The sequence below is a fragment of the Photorhabdus kayaii genome (assembly GCF_025384895.1).
Taxonomy (GTDB): Bacteria; Pseudomonadota; Gammaproteobacteria; order Enterobacterales; family Enterobacteriaceae; genus Photorhabdus; species Photorhabdus kayaii.
The window spans coordinates 1-19,959 of sequence record NZ_JAJAFZ010000007.1 but is presented as its reverse complement, the minus strand read 5'-3'; the positions used below and the strand labels follow the sequence as shown (position 1 = coordinate 19,959).

Here is a 19,959-nt window from a genome sequence, read left to right as displayed (position 1 = left end):
AGTAATCAAAAACCAGCCGCAATATGCTATACACACTGAAACCAGTCAATCACTACTTAAGTCAAATACTTAATGCCGGAACGGGTTTACCAATCCGTTGATAAAAATCTTCAACAAACTGTTCAAGATTACCTTCCTCGATGGCTTGACGGATCTTAGCCATCAGGCGCTGATAATACCGCAAATTATGGATAGTATTCAGCCTTGCACCGAGAATTTCGTTACAACGGTCAAGATGATGCAAATATGCCCGACTATAATTTCGGCAAGTATAGCAGTCACACTGCTCATCCAGTGGCGAAGTATCCTCTTTATGTTTGGCATTACGGATTTTAATCACACCATCGGTCACAAAAAGATGACCATTACGGGCATTACGGGTTGGCATCACACAATCGAACATATCAATGCCGCGACGAACCCCTTCCACCAAATCCTCTGGTTTTCCTACTCCCATCAGATAACGTGGTTTGTCTTGCGGGATTTGCGGACAGACATGTTCAAGAATGCGGTGCATATCCTCTTTAGGCTCCCCTACCGCCAGACCACCTACAGCGTATCCATCAAAACCAATCTCTACCAGACCTTTTACTGAGATATCACGTAAATCTTCATAAATGCTTCCCTGAATAATACCAAACAAAGCGTTTTTATTCTGTAGCTCATCAAAACGCTGACGACTACGCGCCGCCCAACGTAAGGACATCTCCATCGAACGTTTCGCATAATCCCAATCAGCAGGATATGGCGTACATTCATCAAAAATCATGACAATATCAGAACCCAAGTCATACTGGATTTCCATCGATTTTTCTGGGCTGAGGAAAACCGGCGTACCATTAATTGGGTTACGGAAATGTACACCTTCCTCTTTGATTTTACGCATTGCGCCAAGGCTGAATACCTGAAAACCACCTGAATCCGTCAAGATTGGACCATGCCACTGCATAAATCCATGCAAATCACCATGAAGTTTCATGATTTCCTGCCCTGGGCGTAGCCACAGATGGAAAGTATTGCCAAGCAGGATCTGCGCACCGGTTTCTTTCACTTCTTCCGGTGTCATTCCTTTTACTGTGCCATAAGTTCCAACTGGCATAAATGCTGGCGTTTCTACCACGCCACGCTCAAAAATCAGACGACCACGACGGGCTTGACCGTCGGTAGTTTGTAATTCAAATTTCACTTAACCTCCAGGCATCAGATAAACAGTCCGATGCTGTTATTTAAAACCAGACAAAGTTGAAATTTACCGTTGAGCTGAGATATTCACATAACCCTATTTTCAACAAATTCAACAATATATTCCAGTCAATGCCATAATTATTACATTAAGAAATCTTTTCCTTGCAAGCGAAGGGATTACGACGAATAAACATAGCATCACCGTAACTAAAGAAACGATATTTTTCTGCAACCGCTTCTTGATAGGCATTCATCGTATTTTTATAACCCGCAAACGCAGAAACCAGCATAATAAGTGTCGATTCCGGTAAATGGAAATTAGTAATCAACGCGTCCACAACCTGATATTCAAAACCCGGATAGATAAAAATTTGCGTGTCATTAAAAAATGGCGCAATTAACCCATCCTGACAGGCTTTTGCGGCACTTTCCAGCGATCGAACTGACGTTGTGCCAACGGCAACAACTTTATTACCTCGCGCCTTACATGCCAGCACAGCATCAACCACATCCTGTGGCACTTCTGCATACTCAGCATGCATAATATGGTCTTCAATGGTTTCCACCCGCACAGGCTGGAAAGTACCCGCACCAACATGCAATGTCACAAAAACCATTTCCACGCCTTTTTTACACAGCGCTTCCAATAATGGCTCATCAAAATGAAGACCGGCCGTTGGTGCAGCTACCGCCCCGGGCCGTTCGCTGTATACAGTTTGGTACAACTCACGGTCTGCCTCTTCATCAGGACGATTAATATAAGGCGGCAAAGGCATATGACCTATGTCATCCAAAATGGACAACACATCACGTTCATCATCAAAACGTATTTCGAACAGGGTATCATGGCGGGCCAACATGATTGCTTTAAGACTTTCATTATCACCCAATAACAATTCAGTCCCCACTTTTGGCGCTTTGGAAGCACGCACATGTGCAAGTACCCGCTTATCATCCAGCACCCTTTCAACTAACACTTCCAACTTACCGCCCGTGGCTTTTCGGCCGAAAATACGCGCAGGTATGACACGGGTATTATTGAAAACCAGCAAATCTCCGGCATTCAGCTTATCGAGAACATCCGTAAAAATACCATGCGTTAATTTTCCCGTTTCACCATCAAGCGAGAGCAAACGGCAGCCACTGCGTTGCGGTTGAGGGTAATGAGCAATCATTTCGTCAGGAAGTTCAAAAGTAAAATCGGAGACACGCATTATATTTAATCATTCAGAAAAACAGGCGGACTAGTCTAGTGCCGCGGCTCTAAGGGTGCAACAAATAAGCACATAACTTCGCGGATTTATACCCGTCATCTTTCAAGTTGCCTCTTTGTTGGCTGCACTCACTCACCCCAGTCACATAGTTATCTATGCTCCCGGGGATTCGCTCCTTTGCCGCCGCGATGCATCTTGAAATCAATAGGGTATATATTATAATCACCAAATGAATTTTCTCGCTCACCTTCATTTAGCTACTCTGGCTGACAGCTCCCTACTAGGAAATCTGATGGCAGATTTTGTGCGCGGTAATCCAGAAGGACAATACAGCGCTGATGTAGTTGCAGGTATTCGTATGCATCGGCGTGTTGACGTATTAACAGATACCCATCCACGGGTTATTCAAGCCCGTCATTTATTCAGTAATTCATATCGACGGGTTGCGCCGATTACTTTGGATATTATCTGGGATCACTTCCTCTCCTTGAATTGGGATAAACTGGTTCCCACCTACTCATTACCGACATTTATTCACCATGCTCGCAATCAGATTGAACCTCATCTTTATTACACTCCCGAAAAATTTCAGGAACTGAATGAGTTTTTATGGCCGCAAAACTGGCTGATCCGTTATGCAGATCTTGCATTTATCGCAGATGTATTAAAAGGCATGGCCCGAAGACATCCCAGATTATCGGCTTTATCTGGATCATTTCAGGATATAGAGCAACATTACGCTGATTTCGAAGCACTATTCTGGCAATTTTATCCCTATATGATGGAAAAGGCAGAAAATAAGGATTTTTACTGTTCGCCTCAATAAACGTTATTATTACAACTATGCTTGTGAATAAATCGTAAATGCGGATAGAAAGAAATCATTCAGGCAATATGGCACTTTCGCATGTTTAACGATTTTTTCATCCTTAATATCCGGTGGTGCTGCCAGAAGTTCTTTTTCCCAGCGGGCCAGCCATTTGGCTGGCATAAGATGAATAGTAGGAAATTATTTTTTGACGCTAGCTTTCATTCGGAAAGATCTTCATCAGGGGGACCTAGGCGATCCAATTCGGCCAGAATCAACGGAATTTGTGCCTCTAAATCAGCGGGTCTTTTATCTTTACTCCACCAAATAAGCGGCTCACGGCGTTTATAGTCCACTTTACTGACTGCTTCTTTGCCGTTTAATAAGAATTTCACCATAAAGGCGACTGCCAGAGCTTTATCATTGCCACTACTTAAGAAAGCAAAAGTATAACTGCTGACATTAGGGATAAAGACACGTTCGATAAGGTTATTATTTTCATCCAATCCGTAGACTTTGAGATACAGAATATTGGTTTTTTCCATCATACCTAATTGTGGATAACGGGCGGCATAGGCTTTACCTTTATACCAGGTGTAAAAAATTTGCTGCTCGCGATCGATAATTAATGGCGCTTGGCTCTGCCAGAAAAATATACAATAGACAAAGGGTGGAATAATCAGTAGATAAAGTAGCAGGAAACTTATATCAATTATGAGTAGTTGAGAGCTACTTGGGAAAAAGGTATAACGATAATATAAATATTTCCTTAATGAAATTTCTTTATCGTTACCGATATAACGCACATCTTCCATATCTACAGGTAGATCATTACGCAGATAGAATTCTTCACCATATTTTTTTTTTGCGTAACCAACCCATCGATGAATAGCTTCCTCGTTTTTTTTTCTTGACTCTATAAAATCGTTAATGTTTAACACCAAACTACTAATAATACCCAGTGTTACTGGGATTAATGTGATACTCCGGAAACGGCGCTGAGGGTTTCTAACCCAACACTCCTTATCGTTAAGGTAATCCAGTATTTCTACATGCTTAATGGTTTCTTCATCTTTAATATCCGGCGGTACAGACAAGATTTCTTTTTCCCAGCGTACCAGCCGTTTGGCTGGTAGAGGATGAATCGTAGGAAACCATTTTTTGAGTAGATCTTTTAATCGTTGTTTCATATAAATTCTCCGTCAAAGCTGCCTTTAAGCGTATTTTCCTCTGTTGGTTTCTCTCCCCAGAAATAGCGCAGAGGGGCAATAACATTGTCTGACTGTTGGTAATACCAATATAACTTGCTGCGATAAGGATTTGTTTCGCGCCCTTCTGTAGTGACTATTTCTAGTGTGGCTGTATTTCCATTCAAAATCAGTTTTGCCTGTTTTCGTGCAGCCTCAAATGTAGCATCACGAAAAGTGTCCCGCGTATACTGGCGATGGTTAATGGTGATAGTGATAACTTGTGCACCAAGATAGTATATTTCGTTTTCTTTAACGAATAGTCCGTATATTTCTGAAACACCCATTTGGAAAGCAGGTAAGGTAAATCTATAGGTGGTTTTTCTATATTCTCTATGTATCTTTAGTTGTGGCTGAATAAACAGATTTAAAAATTCCTGGTTTTCGATAAGAAAAGCATTCTTAATGGTATCGCTCATTTCTCTAGCATCTTGTAATTGCTTTAAGATAGTTGGTCGTTCATCCACTGGCCAAAAAGCATATTTATTTCCCGCTCCCCAAAAACAGTTATTCAGTACCTTCTCCAAATCTGACCAGGCACTGCTGGCCTGTCCAATACTGCCACCGACAAGCAAACTGATTCCCGCAGCCAGCCATGCTAGCAATCCTGCTGTCATGACAGAGCCAGCGGCGAACCAATAGAAGTCAAATCGGCACTCATACCAATTACCGCGGTACTAAAGCGCATCAGATTCATATAGGTAGGTCCGGGTTGTAACGGGTTGTTGCGGGCATATTCTGTCTGCATAACCACATCGGCCAGGGTGAAGGCATTCAGAAACAGGCTGACACCGGTCAATGAAGAATCAAACAGTAAACCAATAGAGGGTTTACCAGCCCCTTCTAAGGTAAAAAGTTGAACCGGCGAGTCCACACTGGTCTTGACTTCCGGCAGAGTTATTACCGGTTTAGTGCCGAGTGATTCCAGACGTTTACTCCAGTTAATTATCCGTTCCCCGATAGCCTGTTGACGCACCGCCGGGTCAGCCAGAAAGGTCCCCATACCTAACAGAATATTATCGACTCCACTAATAAACGGGCCCTTCAGGAGCGGTGATTTTACTTTGTCGTTATTCAGCACAGCGATAACCCCACTGGTAATGGTGCGCCAGAAGTTGCCATCCCCGTTGCCGTCTGACTCTTTGGCCGCCAGCTTTGCCAAAACCTGCTGGCCGGGCAAGGATGATTGCAGGTTGCCGAGCAGACCGGAGAGGATTTCACTGAAAAACCGGAACTCCAGCGTGTCCTCTTCTTCCAGCGTCTCTTTTTCATCTTGCAGTGAAAAGAAGTAGTGAAAGTAATTTTGCAGCCCGCCGACTTGATAACTGAGGTCCGGGTTATCCGCAAAGGCTTCAAACAGTTTCATAAACATCGCCTGACGCGCTTCAAAATCTTCGGTGACTTTTTTCAGTTTCGGCCAGTCATTTTCCCAGGCGTCAGAATCAATACTGTCATCTATTTTCTTTTTTAGCTCCGGGTTTTTGGTGGCTTTGAGCTTTTCGACATAGAAACCGATGGTCAGTGGGTAAATATTGGAGGCGTTATAGCTCTGTTGCCACAAATTCAGGATAGAGTAGGCTTCCACAATATCCCGCTGACGGCCTACCGGGTCATGCAGAATTACAATCCGCGCCTGTTCATTCAGGTGCAGATAACTGTTGATTTCCCGGATAATTTTATCGGCGTCCATCTCATAGCTGTCCTGAGTGGTCAGCGTATCAATACTGACGTCAGCCAAATCCAGTTCATTGATGTCTTTTTCAATGATGGCCTTGATGTTGGCAAACTGCTCCTGCCGGATTTTGTAATCGACAATCAGTTTTCGAAAATATTTGTCTGAGGCGTTAACCGCAAAGGGGGATTGTTTCTGTTCGAGATTGATGAACTGCATGGTTTTCTGCCGCAGTTCAAGACTGTTGTCAATCTTAGCCAGTACTGAGGAGTGCCACGGGTGTTCACTGTAGGCGATACTGATATTGATGACATCTTTGGCGACAAACAGGAATGGATGACCTTCGCCCCGAATGCCCGGCTCAGGGATAAGCCCTTCACTGGCATCTCTGCGGTTGAGGAACATATATTTTTTAAATTTTTCTACCCGCTGTTTTTTGCCGTTAACCTCTTTCTCTGACACGCAGTATTTAAAGATGTGCAGATAGCCCCGGGCCTTGCTGCCGCGAGCGGTAAGCGGGTCTTCTTCCTTAATGTATATCCAGCCGGGACGCAGGAGGCGGGCGGCATAGCCTTTGGTTTGTTGGAGTGATGAGGAGAACATCAGAGTGTGGATATCCGGGGGCGCTGCTGGTTTTTCCAGTTCTTTGCCGAAAAAGTTCACATAAGCATAGCGAACCGGGTAAATCGGTTTAATGTCGCAGTCACAGGGCTGAATATAGTTGTCTACCTCAAGATTCTGCGGGAACAGCTCGTAAGCTTTTTCTATTAATTTGTCAAATTGTTCCTGAATGTCAGTGGTCATAATATTTCCTTTGTCGTTAATCTAAGGATGTCATGGATACACTGCGGCTACTCTCAATTATTCAAAAAAGTTCATACAACCAAAGGCTGAGAATATTTTCACTGGTTACAATCCTGAATAAGTTCATTGTTCAGGCGGTGAACTTGCACAAATGATTTAACAGCACTTCAAAAAGCTGTTTGGGGGGATAGGTATGGACCAGATATTGCACGAAACAGGAGAAATCAGAAGGGAAAAATGTGGATTTTCTCGCGTCAACTCATTTACATCATGTTTTATTTGTAAAAGTCTTTCCCTATTGGTGTCTTTAGGACTTCTCATTTCTTCCTCTGTTTTTTACGTTAGAAAGTTAATACAAATTTATATTTATTCTCAATAAATATCAAAGTTGACAGTTTAAGTAAATGTAAATTCTTGATTAAAACAGTTAATAATGTAAATTTTATAAATATTTAAGTAACATGATTAGTTAATTTATTTCGGTAAGTTTTTATCCCAATAACCATTATTGCCAGTCTATGCTGGAGAATAATGATGAACACGGATGGACACAGAAACTGGCACACGCAGGTAAGAATGAAATAGTCTCTTAGCTTGAATTCGACCAAGCCCTTGCAAAAATCCTCTATCTTATTAAGGTAAAGAAAATAAAAATAAAGTATTAATAGGTAAAATCTATTGCAAAGATTAGTATTTTATCCTTTATTGGTGTACGCTAATTCTTTATTCTATATCCAATTTTTACATAAACCTCGTAAAACTACAGGAGTAACTCATGGTTCTGGTAACTCGTCAAGCGCCTGACTTTACAGCAGCAGCGGTCCTCGGCAACGGCGAAATCGTTGGGAATTTCAACCTGAAAAAACACCTGAACGGTAAACCTGCCGTTATCTTTTTCTGGCCAATGGACTTTACTTTCGTATGCCCTTCTGAGCTGATCGCATTTGACCACCGCTACGAAGAGTTCAAAAAGCGCGGTGTTGAAGTTATAGGTGTTTCTTTTGATTCTGAATTCGTCCACAACGCATGGCGTAAAACTCCTGTCGATCAAGGTGGTATTGGCGAAGTTAAATATGCAATGGTTGCTGATACTAAACGCGAGATTCAAAAATCCTACGGCATTGAGCACCCAGAAGCGGGTGTTGCTTTGCGCGGCTCTTTCCTGATCGACAAAAACGGCGTAGTTCGTCATCAAGTCGTTAACGATCTGCCTCTGGGCCGTAACATTGACGAAATGCTGCGTATGGTTGACGCACTACAATTCCATGAAGAGCACGGCGATGTCTGCCCTGCGCAGTGGGAAAAAGGTAAAGAAGGCATGAGTGCTTCTCCAGATGGCGTAGCTAAATACCTATCTCAAAACGCTGCTAAACTATAACCTTAGATATTACCCATAATTAGACCAGCCGGTTATTCCGGCTGGTTTTTTTTCACTGAAATTCCTCGTTTTGCCACCTTGCGCACAAAAACCCCCTATCCCCGATAACTATCACCACTTACAATTAAATTTACAATTGTTTAACATTAAAATCCGTGTAAATAAAATAAGTCATTACACCGACAAAAATAACCTCGCCAAAAGACAGGAGCTTACAATATGTTGAAAACATGGAAAACACCGCTGGCAATAATATCCCTGCTCGTCTCATCCCACCTTTATGCCGCTTCGGAACCGGCTGTTGAAGCCAAAAATGGTATGGTCGTTTCAGCCCAACATCTTGCTTCACAAGTTGGTGTGGATATCCTCAAAATGGGTGGAAATGCGGTTGATGCAGCGGTTGCTGTTGGCTATGCCCAAGCCGTTGTCAATCCATGTTGTGGCAATATCGGTGGTGGTGGCTTTATGACAATTCATTTAGCCGATGGTACCGATACTTTCATTAACTTCCGCGAAACCGCGCCAAGTGCAGCAAGTGCCGATATGTATCTAGATAAAGAAGGTAATGTTATTAAAGGAGCCAGTTTATATGGCTACCGCGCAGCCGGTGTGCCCGGAACCGTGATGGGGTTAGACAGCACCCTAAAAAAATATGGCAAATTGAGCCGTGAACAAGTCATGGCACCTGCAATTAAGCTGGCACGAGAAGGCCTTATACTGACCCGTGCAGATACCGATATTCTGGACACCACAATCAAACGTTTCCGCAAAGATCCAGAAGCAGCTCGTATCTTCCTACGCAAAGATGGCTCTCCTTATCAACCGGGAGATAGATTAATACAAACCGATCTGGCAAATACGTTAGAGTTAATTGCTAAAAAAGGGCAAGAAGCTTTTTATCACGGAAATATTCCTAAACTGGTCGCCGAAGCCGCTAAAAAATCCGGCGGCATTATTACCGAAGCCGATTTTGCCAATTATAAAATTTCAGAAACACCCCCCGTTACCTGTCACTATCGCGGTTATAAATTTATCTCTTCCCCGCCACCGAGTTCAGGCGGAGTAACCATGTGTGAAATTCTGAATATTTTGGAAGGTTATAACCTCAAAGAAATGGGATTCAACTCGGCTAACTATATTCACACATTGACAGAAGCCATGCGCCATGCCTACATGGACAGAAATACTTACCTTGGTGATCCAGAATTTGTTAAAAATCCAATCGATCGCTTACTGAGTAAACACTATGCTGAATCTCTACGTAAAAAAATAGAGCCAGGTAAAGCAACATTATCGGAGAATGTTCAGCCGGGTATTGGACCCCACGAGAAACCAGAAACCACACACTACTCCATTGTCGATAAAGAAGGTAATGCAGTTTCAACTACCTATACTATCAATGGACTTTTTGGTGCTGTCGTCATCGCCCCCGGAACAGGTTTCTTCCTCAATGATGAGATGGACGATTTCACCACTAAAATTGGTGAAAAGAATCTTTATGGTCTCGTTCAAGGCGCGACTAACTCTATTGCCCCCGGTAAGCGCCCACTATCCTCAATGAGCCCGACACTTGTCACAAAAGACAATAAGACATTCCTTGTTCTAGGCTCACCCGGCGGCTCCCGTATTATCTCTATTACCCTGCAAACCGCCTTAAACATTATTGATCACGGTATGTCTCCTCAAGAAGCGGTCAATAGTCCCCGTATTCATCACCAATGGTTACCCGATGAAGTTTATTATGAGCAACGTGGTATTTCTAAAGACTCGTTGAATTTGCTAGAAAAAATGGGATATAAAATGGTGGAACAGATACCATGGGGTGCTGCTGAAGTGATTATGGTTGGTTTACCTAAAACCGCTAGCACTTCAGCTAATTCTTCAGGCAATGATGCAGCCGTATCTGGTCAAGTTCGTGAAAACCATTTTTATGGCGCCAATGATGTCCGACGCCCGGCTGGTGCGGCTATTGGTTACTAATAGCTGACCGTTCAAGAAACAAACACACTATGTAAGATATCGGGATAGGGGCGCCTTTTCAGAAACCCTATCCCGCGCACTCCCAAACATCTATACCCGTCATCTTTCAAGTTGCCTCTTTGTTGGCTGCACTCGCTCACCCCGGTCACATAGTTATCTATGCTCCCGGGGATTCACTCCCTTGCCGTCGCGATGCATCTTGAAATCCATAGGGTATAACAATGACAAGCCGTCAGAATAAACGGGCTATTATCATTGATGAATTTGTCTCTCGCGAGCACCTGAACGCCCTAAAACGCGGTCATAAATACCAGCCACAACTAAAACCAACAAGGATGGCGCTAACCAGGCTAACCCCTGATCCGCCAGTGGTAAACGAGTTGCCCAGTTCGGTAATAAATACGCCAGTGCTTCAGATGATTTAATCGCATCCAAGATACCAAACAACAGACTAACTAACATTACCGGAGCCAAAATACGGGTAAAATTGTTCCACCAGCACAGCGTAAAACTCAACACAATCAGAACGATACAAGGTGGATAAATAGCTGTCAGTACCGGTATAGAAATCTTAATCAAATGACTCAAACCAAGGTTAGAAGTCAACATGGAGAATCCTCCAAGGATCAACACCAGTGAACGATAAGACAGGGGCAGATAACGGCTAAAAAACTCAGCACATGCACAAGTTAATCCAACCGCCGTCACCATACAGGCGACAAAAATCAACACAGCCAGGAAAATACTGCCGACACCACCAAAAGTATGATGAACATAGGCATGCAAAATGACCGCACCATTTTCTGCATGAGGCACTAACGATCCACTACCAGCGCCTAATTTGAACAGCGATAGATAAACCAGAATCAGACCAAAGCCGGCAATAAAACCTGCCCACATCGCATAACGGGTTAATAATGAAGATGAGGCAACGCCTCTTGAACGCGCTGCGTTAACGATGACAATCCCAAAAACCATCGCACCCAGCGTATCCATTGTCAGGTAACCATTGACGAAACCACTGGAGAATGGGATTTGCTGATAAACATCAATCGCTGGAATTGAATCACCGGCAGGCCAAAGTAAAGCAGCAACACCAAGTATACCTAGCGCCAACATCTTGATAGGCGCTAACACATGCCCGACAGTATCAAGCAAACGGCCTGGGTACAGGGAAACAGCAATTACCAACACAAAATAAATAAGACTGTAGATAAACAGAGGTAACTCGCCGGTACTGGTAAGCGGGGCAATGCCTACTTCAAAAGAGACCGTTGCAGTCCGTGGGATAGCGAATAAAGGACCAACAGCCAAATAACAAACTGTCGCCAACAGCAAACCAGCCACTCTACCAATAGGTGAACTCAGCTCTTCAATACCACCGCCAACTTTTGCCAATGCGATGATTGTAATGACGGGTAAACCAACCGCCGTCGCTAGAAAGCCTAATGCTGCTAGCCAAACATATTCACCTGATTGTAACCCCACCATAGGGGGAAAAATAATATTCCCCGCCCCGACAAACAGAGCAAAAGTCATAAACCCTAATGCCCAAATATCCTTAGATGATAAACGATGTGTCATAATGATTATTAATGTTTTGTTACCATATTTAATGGCCTGAATAATATAAATATCATCAATAGTTAAGCCCATATTGACAATATTGAACCCTAATTTAACGATTTATTATCAAAATAATATTCACTAGGTATCTGTCGAAGACAGATTATAGTGACCATGATAGATAGAATCGCCAACAACTGCCCACAAGTAAAACTTTTATAGTGCCAGAAGGCAATAGATAAACCAGAATGCAGAAGTATATGCCGCACTCTTTTTCAAAACTAGTGATTGCTGTTAGCTATCATTGAATAAACACTATATGATTTGCGTTTTTTTTAACCTGAAAAAATAATAATCAATTACGAAGATTAATTATTACTGTTAATCAAACTATTCCTATCTCTTCTGCTGGTTATTTTGACAGGTACAATCAATCCTGCCGGTAAAGTAAAACTAAAGATCGTCCCTTTGCCTATTTCGCTGGAAACTTTAAGATGAGAATGGTGATGATGTAAGGCATGTTTAACAATCGCAAGACCGAGACCACTTCCTCCAGTTTGTCTGGAACGCGCTTTATCTACTCGATAAAAACGTTCGGTCAAACGAGGTAGATGTTCAGCGCTGATACCTTGCCCATTATCTTTCACTGTAAATTCAGCACCATGGGAATTCTTTTTCCAACTGACATCAATTTGAGTCCCTTTAGGAGTATGGTTAACCGCGTTATAAACCAAATTCGACATTGCACTGCGAAGCTGCTCTTCATTACCGAACACTTTTAGACCTTCACCAACATCAAAATTAATCTTATAACATTCATTACCTAGCGCAGTGGCTTCCTGACGCAATATTTTAAGCATCAAAGGCACATTAACGACTTCATTCATATCAATTTGGGGAGCGACTTCAATTTTAGACAGTTGCAACAATTGTTTCACCAAACCGTCCATCCTCCGGGTTTGCTCCTGCATCGTATTCAGCGCTTTCTTATTTAGCGAACTATCCTCTGCCTGATCCTGCATCACTTCCAAATAACCCTGCAAGACGGTTAGAGGGGTACGCATTTCATGACTAACATTGGCAAAAAAGTCACGACGGGCATTTTCCAGTGTTCGCTTCTGAGTCACATCTCTGGCAACCATTAAGAATTGCCCCTCAGAATAAGGCATCACCCGGAACTCAACAACGAACCCATTATTTAATTCAATGGATAAAGGGCGCGAAAAATCCCTGGAAAGGATATATCGGCTAAAATCAGGGTAGCGAAGTAAATTAAAAATATGCTGTCCGTTGTCTTCAGGCCAACGAAAACCGAGTAAATGTTGTGCTAAACGATTACACCAGAAAATATTACCTTCCGTTGTCATCATCACAATAGCATCGGGTAATGATTCCGCCCCGCTACGAAACCGTTTGATCAACAGCGCCAGCTCACGACGCCGCTTTCGATTCCGTTGCTGCATCTGGTGAATACCATAGAAAATTGGTTCCCACCCTCCTCTCCCCGACGGTGGCAACATACTGCGATCCAACCATAGCCAATTCGAAAGTTTCAGCAAATTATAACCATGCCATATCAGCACCAAAAATACCGAAACAAATAAACACCAAGACAAATGACCAATAAATATCGACAGAATTACCGCAGGCAAACAAAAGAGAAACAGTTCTGAAACCAATTTTTTCCAAGATAAACGTTCTAACACATTAGATTCTCCGGTGCGTAGACTTACTACCTATCACAATAGGGCTATTTTATTTGCCATTCTTTGCCATAAAGAACAAACCTGGGCAGTGCTCAAAATCCTCACGTACTACGTGTACGCTCCGGTTTTTCCGCGCTGTCCGTGTTCAAACTGTCTGCAACAATTACGCCTATTGGGATAGGCTCTTAGTAACGGGTAGAAAAACGATAGCCCGTACCACGAACGGTCTGCACCATTTTATCATGGCCGCCAATCTCTAATACTTTACGTAAACGGCGAATATGAACATCAACAGTTCTATCTTCAACATAAACATTTGCTCCCCAAACATAATTAAGCAACTGTTCACGGCTATAGACTCGCTCAGGATGAGTCATAAAGAAGTGCAGTAATTTAAATTCCGTCGGCCCCATATCCAGTGCTTTATCCTGGCTGGTCACCCGATGGGACGTTGAATCCAAAACCAAACCATCCATTTCGATGATATCTTCCATGACCATCGGTGAAATACGCCGTAATACCGCTTTAACTCTGGCAACCAGCTCCTTAGGAGAGAAAGGCTTAGTGATATAGTCATCTGCCCCAACTTCAAGGCCACGCACCCGATCTTCCTCTTCACCACGGGCAGTCAACATCATTACCGGAATATCGCGAATATTATTATTCCGTTTCATCTGCTTAATTATCTGCAAACCAGAACCACCGGGGAGCATCCAATCCAATAACACTAAATCAGGATAGGGTTCAGATAAACATGCCAACGCAGAATCATAATCCTCTGCTTCTACCGGCTGATACCCGTTTTTTTCCAGAACAAAACAGACCATCTCACGAATCGGAGCTTCATCTTCAACTACCAAAATGCGTCTTGCCATGATTAATCCCGTTAATATATTGAGATAAACGCTACTTAGTTTAAAAAAACATTATGCGTCAGTTTTATGACAAATTTATGAAATCCTGCCTTGGTTATCCTCTATCTGCAATCGATTTCGCAATAATTAATTTAACAATTGTCATATTTCATAATGAATGCGAAGCCGCTCGGAGATATATTCACGAAATCAGATTTAAACGCGACATCCAGAATATAGCGATTATAATCATGCTTCACTTTAACCAATGACGGCGAAAATATGCGTATTATTCACACTTCGGACTGGCATCTTGGCCAATATTTTTTTACAAAAAGCCGGGCTGCTGAACATCAACATTTTCTGCGCTGGCTGATTAAACAGATTGAACATTATCAGGTCGATGCATTAATTGTTGCCGGAGATGTATTTGACACGGGTTCACCACCTAGCTATGCCCGTGAACTATATAATCGCTTTGTCGTTGAACTACAACCGACCGGCTGTCAGTTAATTAGCCTTGGTGGTAACCATGATTCAGTAGCAACATTAAATGAATCAAAAGAACTCCTTTCCTGCCTAAATACCACCGTTATTGCTCACGCAGAAAAAGATCAACAAAAACAGATAAAAATACTCACCACCAAACAAGGCAATACCGGTGCAATTCTTTGCGCAGTCCCTTTTCTGCGGCCAAGAGATATTATGATCAGCCAGGCTGGTCAGTCAGGAGAACAAAAACAGCTCGTATTACAAGAAGCTATTGCAGAACACTATCATCAACTCTATCAGCAAGCGTGTGAATTACGTGATGAATTGAATTTGCCCTTACCAATCATTGCTACCGGGCATCTGACGACCGTTGGTGCCACTGTTACAGATTCGGTGCGGGATATTTATATTGGTACATTGGATGCCTTCCCGGCGCAAGCTTTCCCGCCGGTAGACTATATTGCGCTTGGGCATATTCACCGGCCACAAATAGTGGCTAAATCTGAACATATTCGCTACAGCGGCTCCCCTATTCCCCTTAGTTTCGATGAAGTCGGGCAAGAGAAAAGTGTTTGTTTGGTGGAATTTACCCAAGACAAACTGGAATCCATCAAGCTTTTACCCATTCCGCAATATCAGCCCATGCAACTAATCAAGGGTAATCTGCAACACATTGAACAACAGTTACAAACTTTTAATGACTATCAAGGAGAGCAACCCGTCTGGCTGGATATTGAAGTTGCAACCCAAGATTACCTCCATGATATCCAGAAAAGGATTCGATCAATGGTTGCAGAGCTTCCTGTCGAAGTCATTCTGCTACGACGTAGTAAAACACAGCAACAAAATAGGCTAGCACAAGAAAACAGAGAAACTTTGACAGAACTTAGCGTTAACGAAGTTTTTGCCCGACGGCTTGCACAATCAGCACTCGAAGATGAAGAACATAAAAAACGTCTGACCACCCTTTTCGAACAAACACTGAACGATATCTATCAGGCTAAAAACAAGGAAGAGCAGGCATGAAGATTTTGAGTCTACGGCTAAAAAACATTAATTCATTACAAGGTGAATGGAAAATTGATTTCACAGCAGAGCCGTTTGCCAGCAGTGGTCTGTTCGCCATAACCGGTCCTACCGGCGCGGGTAAAACCACCTTATTGGATGCGATCTGCCTTGCGCTTTATCACGAAACCCCACGCTTGACGATTTCTACCTCACAAAATGAGCTGATGACCCGACACACTGCGGAATCATTGGCTGAAGTGGAATTTGAAGTGAAAGGTGTCGCTTACCGTGCTTTCTGGAGCCAACGGCGAGCGCGTAATCAACCCAATGGCAATCTGCAAGCCCCTAAAGTGGAACTCGCCCTTAGCAGCAGTGGTAAAATTCTGGCCGATAAAATCCAGGACAAAAAAGAAAAAATCATTGAAATTACTGGATTAGATTACGATCGTTTCACCAAATCCATATTGCTATCCCAAGGAGATTTCGCTGCTTTCCTCAATGCTCAGCCAAACGAACGGGCTGATTTATTGGAAGAGTTAACCGGCACTGAAATTTACGGAATTTTATCTCAACAAATTTACCAACAACATCAACAAGCACAATCAGAGCTGAATATTCTGCAAGCCAAAGCATCTGCCATTGATTTGCTAACGGCAGAGCAGTATCAACAACATCTGGAACAACAGCAACAACTCACCCATGCTGAATCACAACTCAATCAGCAGATAAAAACAGTGCAACATTCGGCACAATGGCTGACACGTGGAGAAGAACTTGAGCAACTTGTTACTGAAAATAACGCTTCCTTACAGCAGGCAGAAAAAGCGCTTACTCATGCAGAGCCGCAATTGCAGAAACTGGCTAGCAGTGAACCCGCAGAAACACTGCGCCCATTGCTGGATGATAAAAACCGAACACAATATGAACATCAGAGAACCCGCAAACAGCTGGAAGAGATGCATCAGCAACTTCAACAACAGCAACAGACGCTCACGCCGATACAGCAAAAGGTGACTCATGCAGATTCTGCCAGAACAGAGTATCAACAACACCGGCAACAACAAGAAAAGCTGATAACAGAACAGGTGATTCCATTAGATCATCAAATTGCGGTACAGATTAAAGAGCTCAATCTTACTCAGCAACAAATCAACGAGCAGAAAACTGCGCTTGAAAACCGTTGTCAACAATATGACACAGCAAATCAGCGCGCCCTATCATTCACCAATCAAAGAAAACAACTAGAAAACTATTTCGAGCAACAACCTTATCATCAATATTTCGGTGAAAATCTGGCTTTTTGGCAACATCAATTCTCTTGGCGGCAAGAGCAGCAGCAACAAATTGATCACCAAACGCAAAAAGTTGGCAAGCTCACTGCCGAAATCATGCAACTTAACAATAATCTGAACAAACAAGAGGAAGACTTAAAACAACAAATTGAAAATAACCAACCGCTGGAACTGGCATTTGAGCAGGCCAAGCAACAATTTTCTACTCTGCAAAAACAATATTCGCCGGAGAAATTAAAAAAACAATTAACTCAATATCAGGAACAACTACCGCTGCAACATAAACTGGAGATCCTGTCCCCGCAAATCTTGCAATTACAAGTCGCTATTGCCAATCATCATATTCGCTTACAACAACCGGAAAAATTATTAAAGGAACTTCCTGTTCAAATTGAATCTATCGATAAACAACTCTCAGACAAACAGCAACATTTAGCCGATCTTGCTCAACGTATTCAGTTAGAACAAAAGATTGTCAGTCTGGAAAAAGAACGGGCACAACTCAAGGAAGGTTCTCCTTGCCCACTATGCGGTGCTGAACATCATCCTGCAATTCAGGCTTATCAAAATATTGAACTACCAAAATCAGAACAACGGTTAAAAGATTTACGTCAGCAATTTGAAGCACTGCAAGCCACCAAAATATCATTGGTTAATAAAAAAGAGTTCCAACAGCAACAATACGACCATATTTTGCAAGAAATTGCTGATGCTGAACTACGATTGAATATATTAACGCAACAATGGCAGGAAACTTGCGTAATATTACAGACCGAAATTTCTCTTTCAGATAAACCCGCTCTTGAACTATTTGTGCAACAAAACCAATCTGCTCATCGGCTTTGCCAAACTCAATTAACCGAATTTGAACTGGCAGAAAAAACGTACCAGAAAACAGAAAAAATACTGACCGCTCATCAAGAATACGTTAAAGAAATTGAACGAAATATTGAACTGAGTAAACATCAACACAATGTACTGAAAAAACACTTATCTGAATTGCAACCAGAGATACAACAACAGCAGCTTAAGCTAACTGATGTCATCGAAAAAATGGCGTCAGAATTACAGCAATATAATTTATCCCTGCCAATGCTGAATGATACTGAAAACTGGCTGCAACAACGTAGAGAGGAGTGGCAGATATATCAAAACTGTCATGAAAACTGGCAACAGATCCAAAAAGAAGAAGCGGTCATTCAAAATCAGATTGAATCATTGCATAAACAGAAAGAAGAGTATGTATGCCGTTTAAATGGGCTTAATCAAACAGCACAGCAACAGAAACAGCAACTCGCAGAGGCACAACAACAGCGCCAACAACTATTTGGTAAGCGATCTGTTACCGACATCACTCAGGCATTACAACAACAATCTCAACAACTGGAAGAAGCGTACAAACAGGCACAATCACATCTGCAACAGGCACAATCCAATATTAGCCAACTGACCGGCGCCATTAATGAGACAGAAAAAAACCACAACCAGTCTGAGCAACAAAAACAGCAGGCAGAACAAAACTTCAATGCTGCATTAGCAAAGAGCCCATTTGCCGATCAGCATGCCGTTGAATCGGCGCTGTTATCGCAAGAGCAACGTAAGGAATTGCAACAACTCAAGGAACAGCTTGAACAACAACAGATACAAGCCAACGCCCTATGCCAGAAAGCAGCAGAAACTCTGCAACAACATCGGAAAAATCGCCCTGAGTTACTTAATCAATATACAAAATCACAACTGACCGAACAGTTGGAAAACATTACTGATGAGCTAAAAAGAAACACCTTACAGCAAGGAGAGCTGAAAAACCTGCTTGGTAATGATGCAATACGCCGTCAACAGCAAAAATCCTTATTGGAAGAGATCAGCCATTGCCAACAAAATTATAATGACTGGAGTTATCTTAATAATCTGATTGGTTCGGCTGATGGTGCTAAATTCCGTCGCTTTGCTCAAGGATTAACACTGGATCATTTGGTTCATCTCGCCAATCAACGGCTGAAAAAATTGCACGGACGCTACGATTTGCAACGTAAAAACAGTGATGGTCTTGAACTACAAGTGATTGATACCTGGCAAGCCGATGCTATTCGTGATACCAAAACGCTTTCCGGTGGCGAAAGTTTTCTGGTCAGCCTCGCCTTGGCTTTAGCGCTATCTGATTTAGTCAGCAATAAAACCAGTATTGACTCACTGTTCTTGGATGAAGGCTTTGGCACACTTGATCCAGAAACCCTTGATATTGCACTCGACGCTCTGGATCATCTGAATGCTTCCGGGAAAACCATTGGTGTTATAAGCCACGTCGAAGCCATGAAAGAGCGGATACCCGTACAGATTAAGGTTAAAAAAATTAATGGGCTTGGGATAAGTAAACTCTCACCTGAGTTTCGTTATGACAAGTCATAATGGAAAACAACAAACCTTTTTCCAAAGGGAATTGAATACAGCCATTTTTTCCTTGAAAGGGTACTCCCGCCAGCATAAAGGCGGGAAGGAAATTTCGACAAGGCATTACCCTTGCTGGTTTTGAATGTACTGTGTGACTTGCTCCCGCCAACATACATCGAGAAGCAAGAACGCTCAACGAAATGACCGCGCTTCGAGCAGTTTGCTAATACTAAAAGCGCGTTTTACTCACAATTAGCATTCAGGTGGGAGAAATCCGCAGGTTTTGTTAAAAGACGATGGTTTTATTAGGCCACTACAGAGTCAATCATTAAAGAAAATCGATAAACCTTTAGGTTGACTAG

The 19,959-nt window shown here is 42.6% G+C and carries 16 protein-coding genes; 5 read left to right on the top strand and 11 right to left on the bottom strand.

The window, feature by feature from the left end:
* Positions 1–61: 61 nt before the first annotated feature.
* The 3 genes from tgt to LGZ98_RS04225 all read right to left on the bottom strand — a co-directional run bounded on the left by tgt (position 62) and on the right by LGZ98_RS04225 (position 2,646).
* A complete protein-coding gene (gene tgt, locus LGZ98_RS04235; protein WP_113040793.1) occupies positions 62–1,186 on the bottom strand; it encodes a tRNA guanosine(34) transglycosylase Tgt in 1,125 nt (374 codons plus the stop codon).
* Positions 1,187–1,331: 145 nt separating this feature from the next.
* Positions 1,332–2,399 carry a tRNA preQ1(34) S-adenosylmethionine ribosyltransferase-isomerase QueA gene (queA, locus tag LGZ98_RS04230; protein ID WP_113040792.1) on the bottom strand — a complete coding sequence of 356 codons (1,068 nt, stop codon included), beginning with the start codon at positions 2,397–2,399 and terminating at the stop codon, positions 1,332–1,334.
* Between the two features lie 49 nt (positions 2,400–2,448).
* Entirely contained in the window at positions 2,449–2,646 is a 198-nt protein-coding gene (locus LGZ98_RS04225) for a hypothetical protein (RefSeq protein ID WP_191214717.1), read from the bottom strand.
* On the opposite strand from LGZ98_RS04225, the gene LGZ98_RS04220 reads away from it, so the two are divergent.
* Positions 2,629–3,225, top strand: a complete 597-nt coding sequence (locus LGZ98_RS04220; RefSeq protein WP_113040791.1) for an acyl carrier protein phosphodiesterase — start codon at positions 2,629–2,631, stop codon at positions 3,223–3,225. The two genes, LGZ98_RS04225 and LGZ98_RS04220, sit on opposite strands and share 18 nt — an antisense overlap.
* Positions 3,226–3,240: 15 nt before the next feature.
* Here the strand turns inward: LGZ98_RS04220 and LGZ98_RS04215 are convergent, their stop codons facing one another.
* From LGZ98_RS04215 to LGZ98_RS04200, 4 genes are read right to left on the bottom strand one after another with little or no spacing between them, the layout of a single operon-like run.
* Entirely contained in the window at positions 3,241–3,390 is a 150-nt protein-coding gene (locus LGZ98_RS04215) for a hypothetical protein (protein WP_228899819.1), read from the bottom strand.
* A 38-nt stretch (positions 3,391–3,428) separates the two neighbouring features.
* On the bottom strand, positions 3,429–4,397 hold the full coding sequence (locus tag LGZ98_RS04210; RefSeq protein ID WP_113040790.1) for a hypothetical protein: 969 nt from the start codon (positions 4,395–4,397) through the stop codon (positions 3,429–3,431).
* Positions 4,394–5,071: a hypothetical protein gene (locus LGZ98_RS04205; protein WP_228899828.1), complete on the bottom strand. Its 678-nt coding sequence runs from the start codon at positions 5,069–5,071 to the stop codon at positions 4,394–4,396. Before LGZ98_RS04205 ends, LGZ98_RS04210 begins: the two co-directional genes overlap by 4 nt.
* Entirely contained in the window at positions 5,068–6,930 is a 1,863-nt protein-coding gene (locus tag LGZ98_RS04200) for a toxin VasX (RefSeq protein WP_262977768.1), read from the bottom strand. The genes LGZ98_RS04205 and LGZ98_RS04200 overlap by 4 nt, the downstream gene beginning before the upstream one ends.
* 775 nt (positions 6,931–7,705) lie before the next feature.
* On the opposite strand from LGZ98_RS04200, the gene LGZ98_RS04195 reads away from it, so the two are divergent.
* Both LGZ98_RS04195 and ggt read left to right on the top strand, forming a co-directional pair.
* Positions 7,706–8,308, top strand: a complete 603-nt coding sequence (locus LGZ98_RS04195; protein WP_011148042.1) for a peroxiredoxin C — start codon at positions 7,706–7,708, stop codon at positions 8,306–8,308.
* A 219-nt stretch (positions 8,309–8,527) separates the two neighbouring features.
* Entirely contained in the window at positions 8,528–10,288 is a 1,761-nt protein-coding gene (ggt, locus tag LGZ98_RS04190; protein ID WP_262977767.1) for a gamma-glutamyltransferase, read from the top strand.
* Between the two features lie 11 nt (positions 10,289–10,299).
* Here the strand turns inward: ggt and LGZ98_RS04185 are convergent, their stop codons facing one another.
* From LGZ98_RS04185 to phoB, 4 genes are all read right to left on the bottom strand, one after another.
* Positions 10,300–10,437 (bottom strand): hypothetical protein, encoded by a 138-nt coding sequence (locus LGZ98_RS04185; protein WP_158536583.1) that lies wholly within the window; start codon positions 10,435–10,437, stop codon positions 10,300–10,302.
* Positions 10,438–10,540: 103 nt separating this feature from the next.
* Positions 10,541–11,872 carry a branched-chain amino acid transport system II carrier protein gene (gene brnQ, locus LGZ98_RS04180; RefSeq protein WP_113043318.1) on the bottom strand — a complete coding sequence of 444 codons (1,332 nt, stop codon included), beginning with the start codon at positions 11,870–11,872 and terminating at the stop codon, positions 10,541–10,543.
* A 350-nt stretch (positions 11,873–12,222) separates the two neighbouring features.
* Complete coding sequence (phoR, locus tag LGZ98_RS04175; RefSeq protein ID WP_113043312.1) at positions 12,223–13,560, bottom strand: phosphate regulon sensor histidine kinase PhoR; 1,338 nt, start codon at positions 13,558–13,560, stop codon at positions 12,223–12,225.
* Between the two features lie 185 nt (positions 13,561–13,745).
* Positions 13,746–14,435, bottom strand: coding sequence for a phosphate regulon transcriptional regulator PhoB (gene phoB, locus LGZ98_RS04170; protein WP_112879375.1), 690 nt, complete (start codon positions 14,433–14,435; stop codon positions 13,746–13,748).
* A gap of 261 nt (positions 14,436–14,696) precedes the next feature.
* Between phoB and sbcD the strand changes: the two genes are divergently transcribed.
* Both sbcD and LGZ98_RS04160 read left to right on the top strand, forming a co-directional pair.
* Positions 14,697–15,932 carry an exonuclease subunit SbcD gene (sbcD, locus tag LGZ98_RS04165; RefSeq protein WP_113043311.1) on the top strand — a complete coding sequence of 412 codons (1,236 nt, stop codon included), beginning with the start codon at positions 14,697–14,699 and terminating at the stop codon, positions 15,930–15,932.
* Positions 15,929–19,615: an AAA family ATPase gene (locus LGZ98_RS04160; protein ID WP_113043310.1), complete on the top strand. Its 3,687-nt coding sequence runs from the start codon at positions 15,929–15,931 to the stop codon at positions 19,613–19,615. Before sbcD ends, LGZ98_RS04160 begins: the two co-directional genes overlap by 4 nt.
* Positions 19,616–19,959 lie beyond the last annotated feature (344 nt).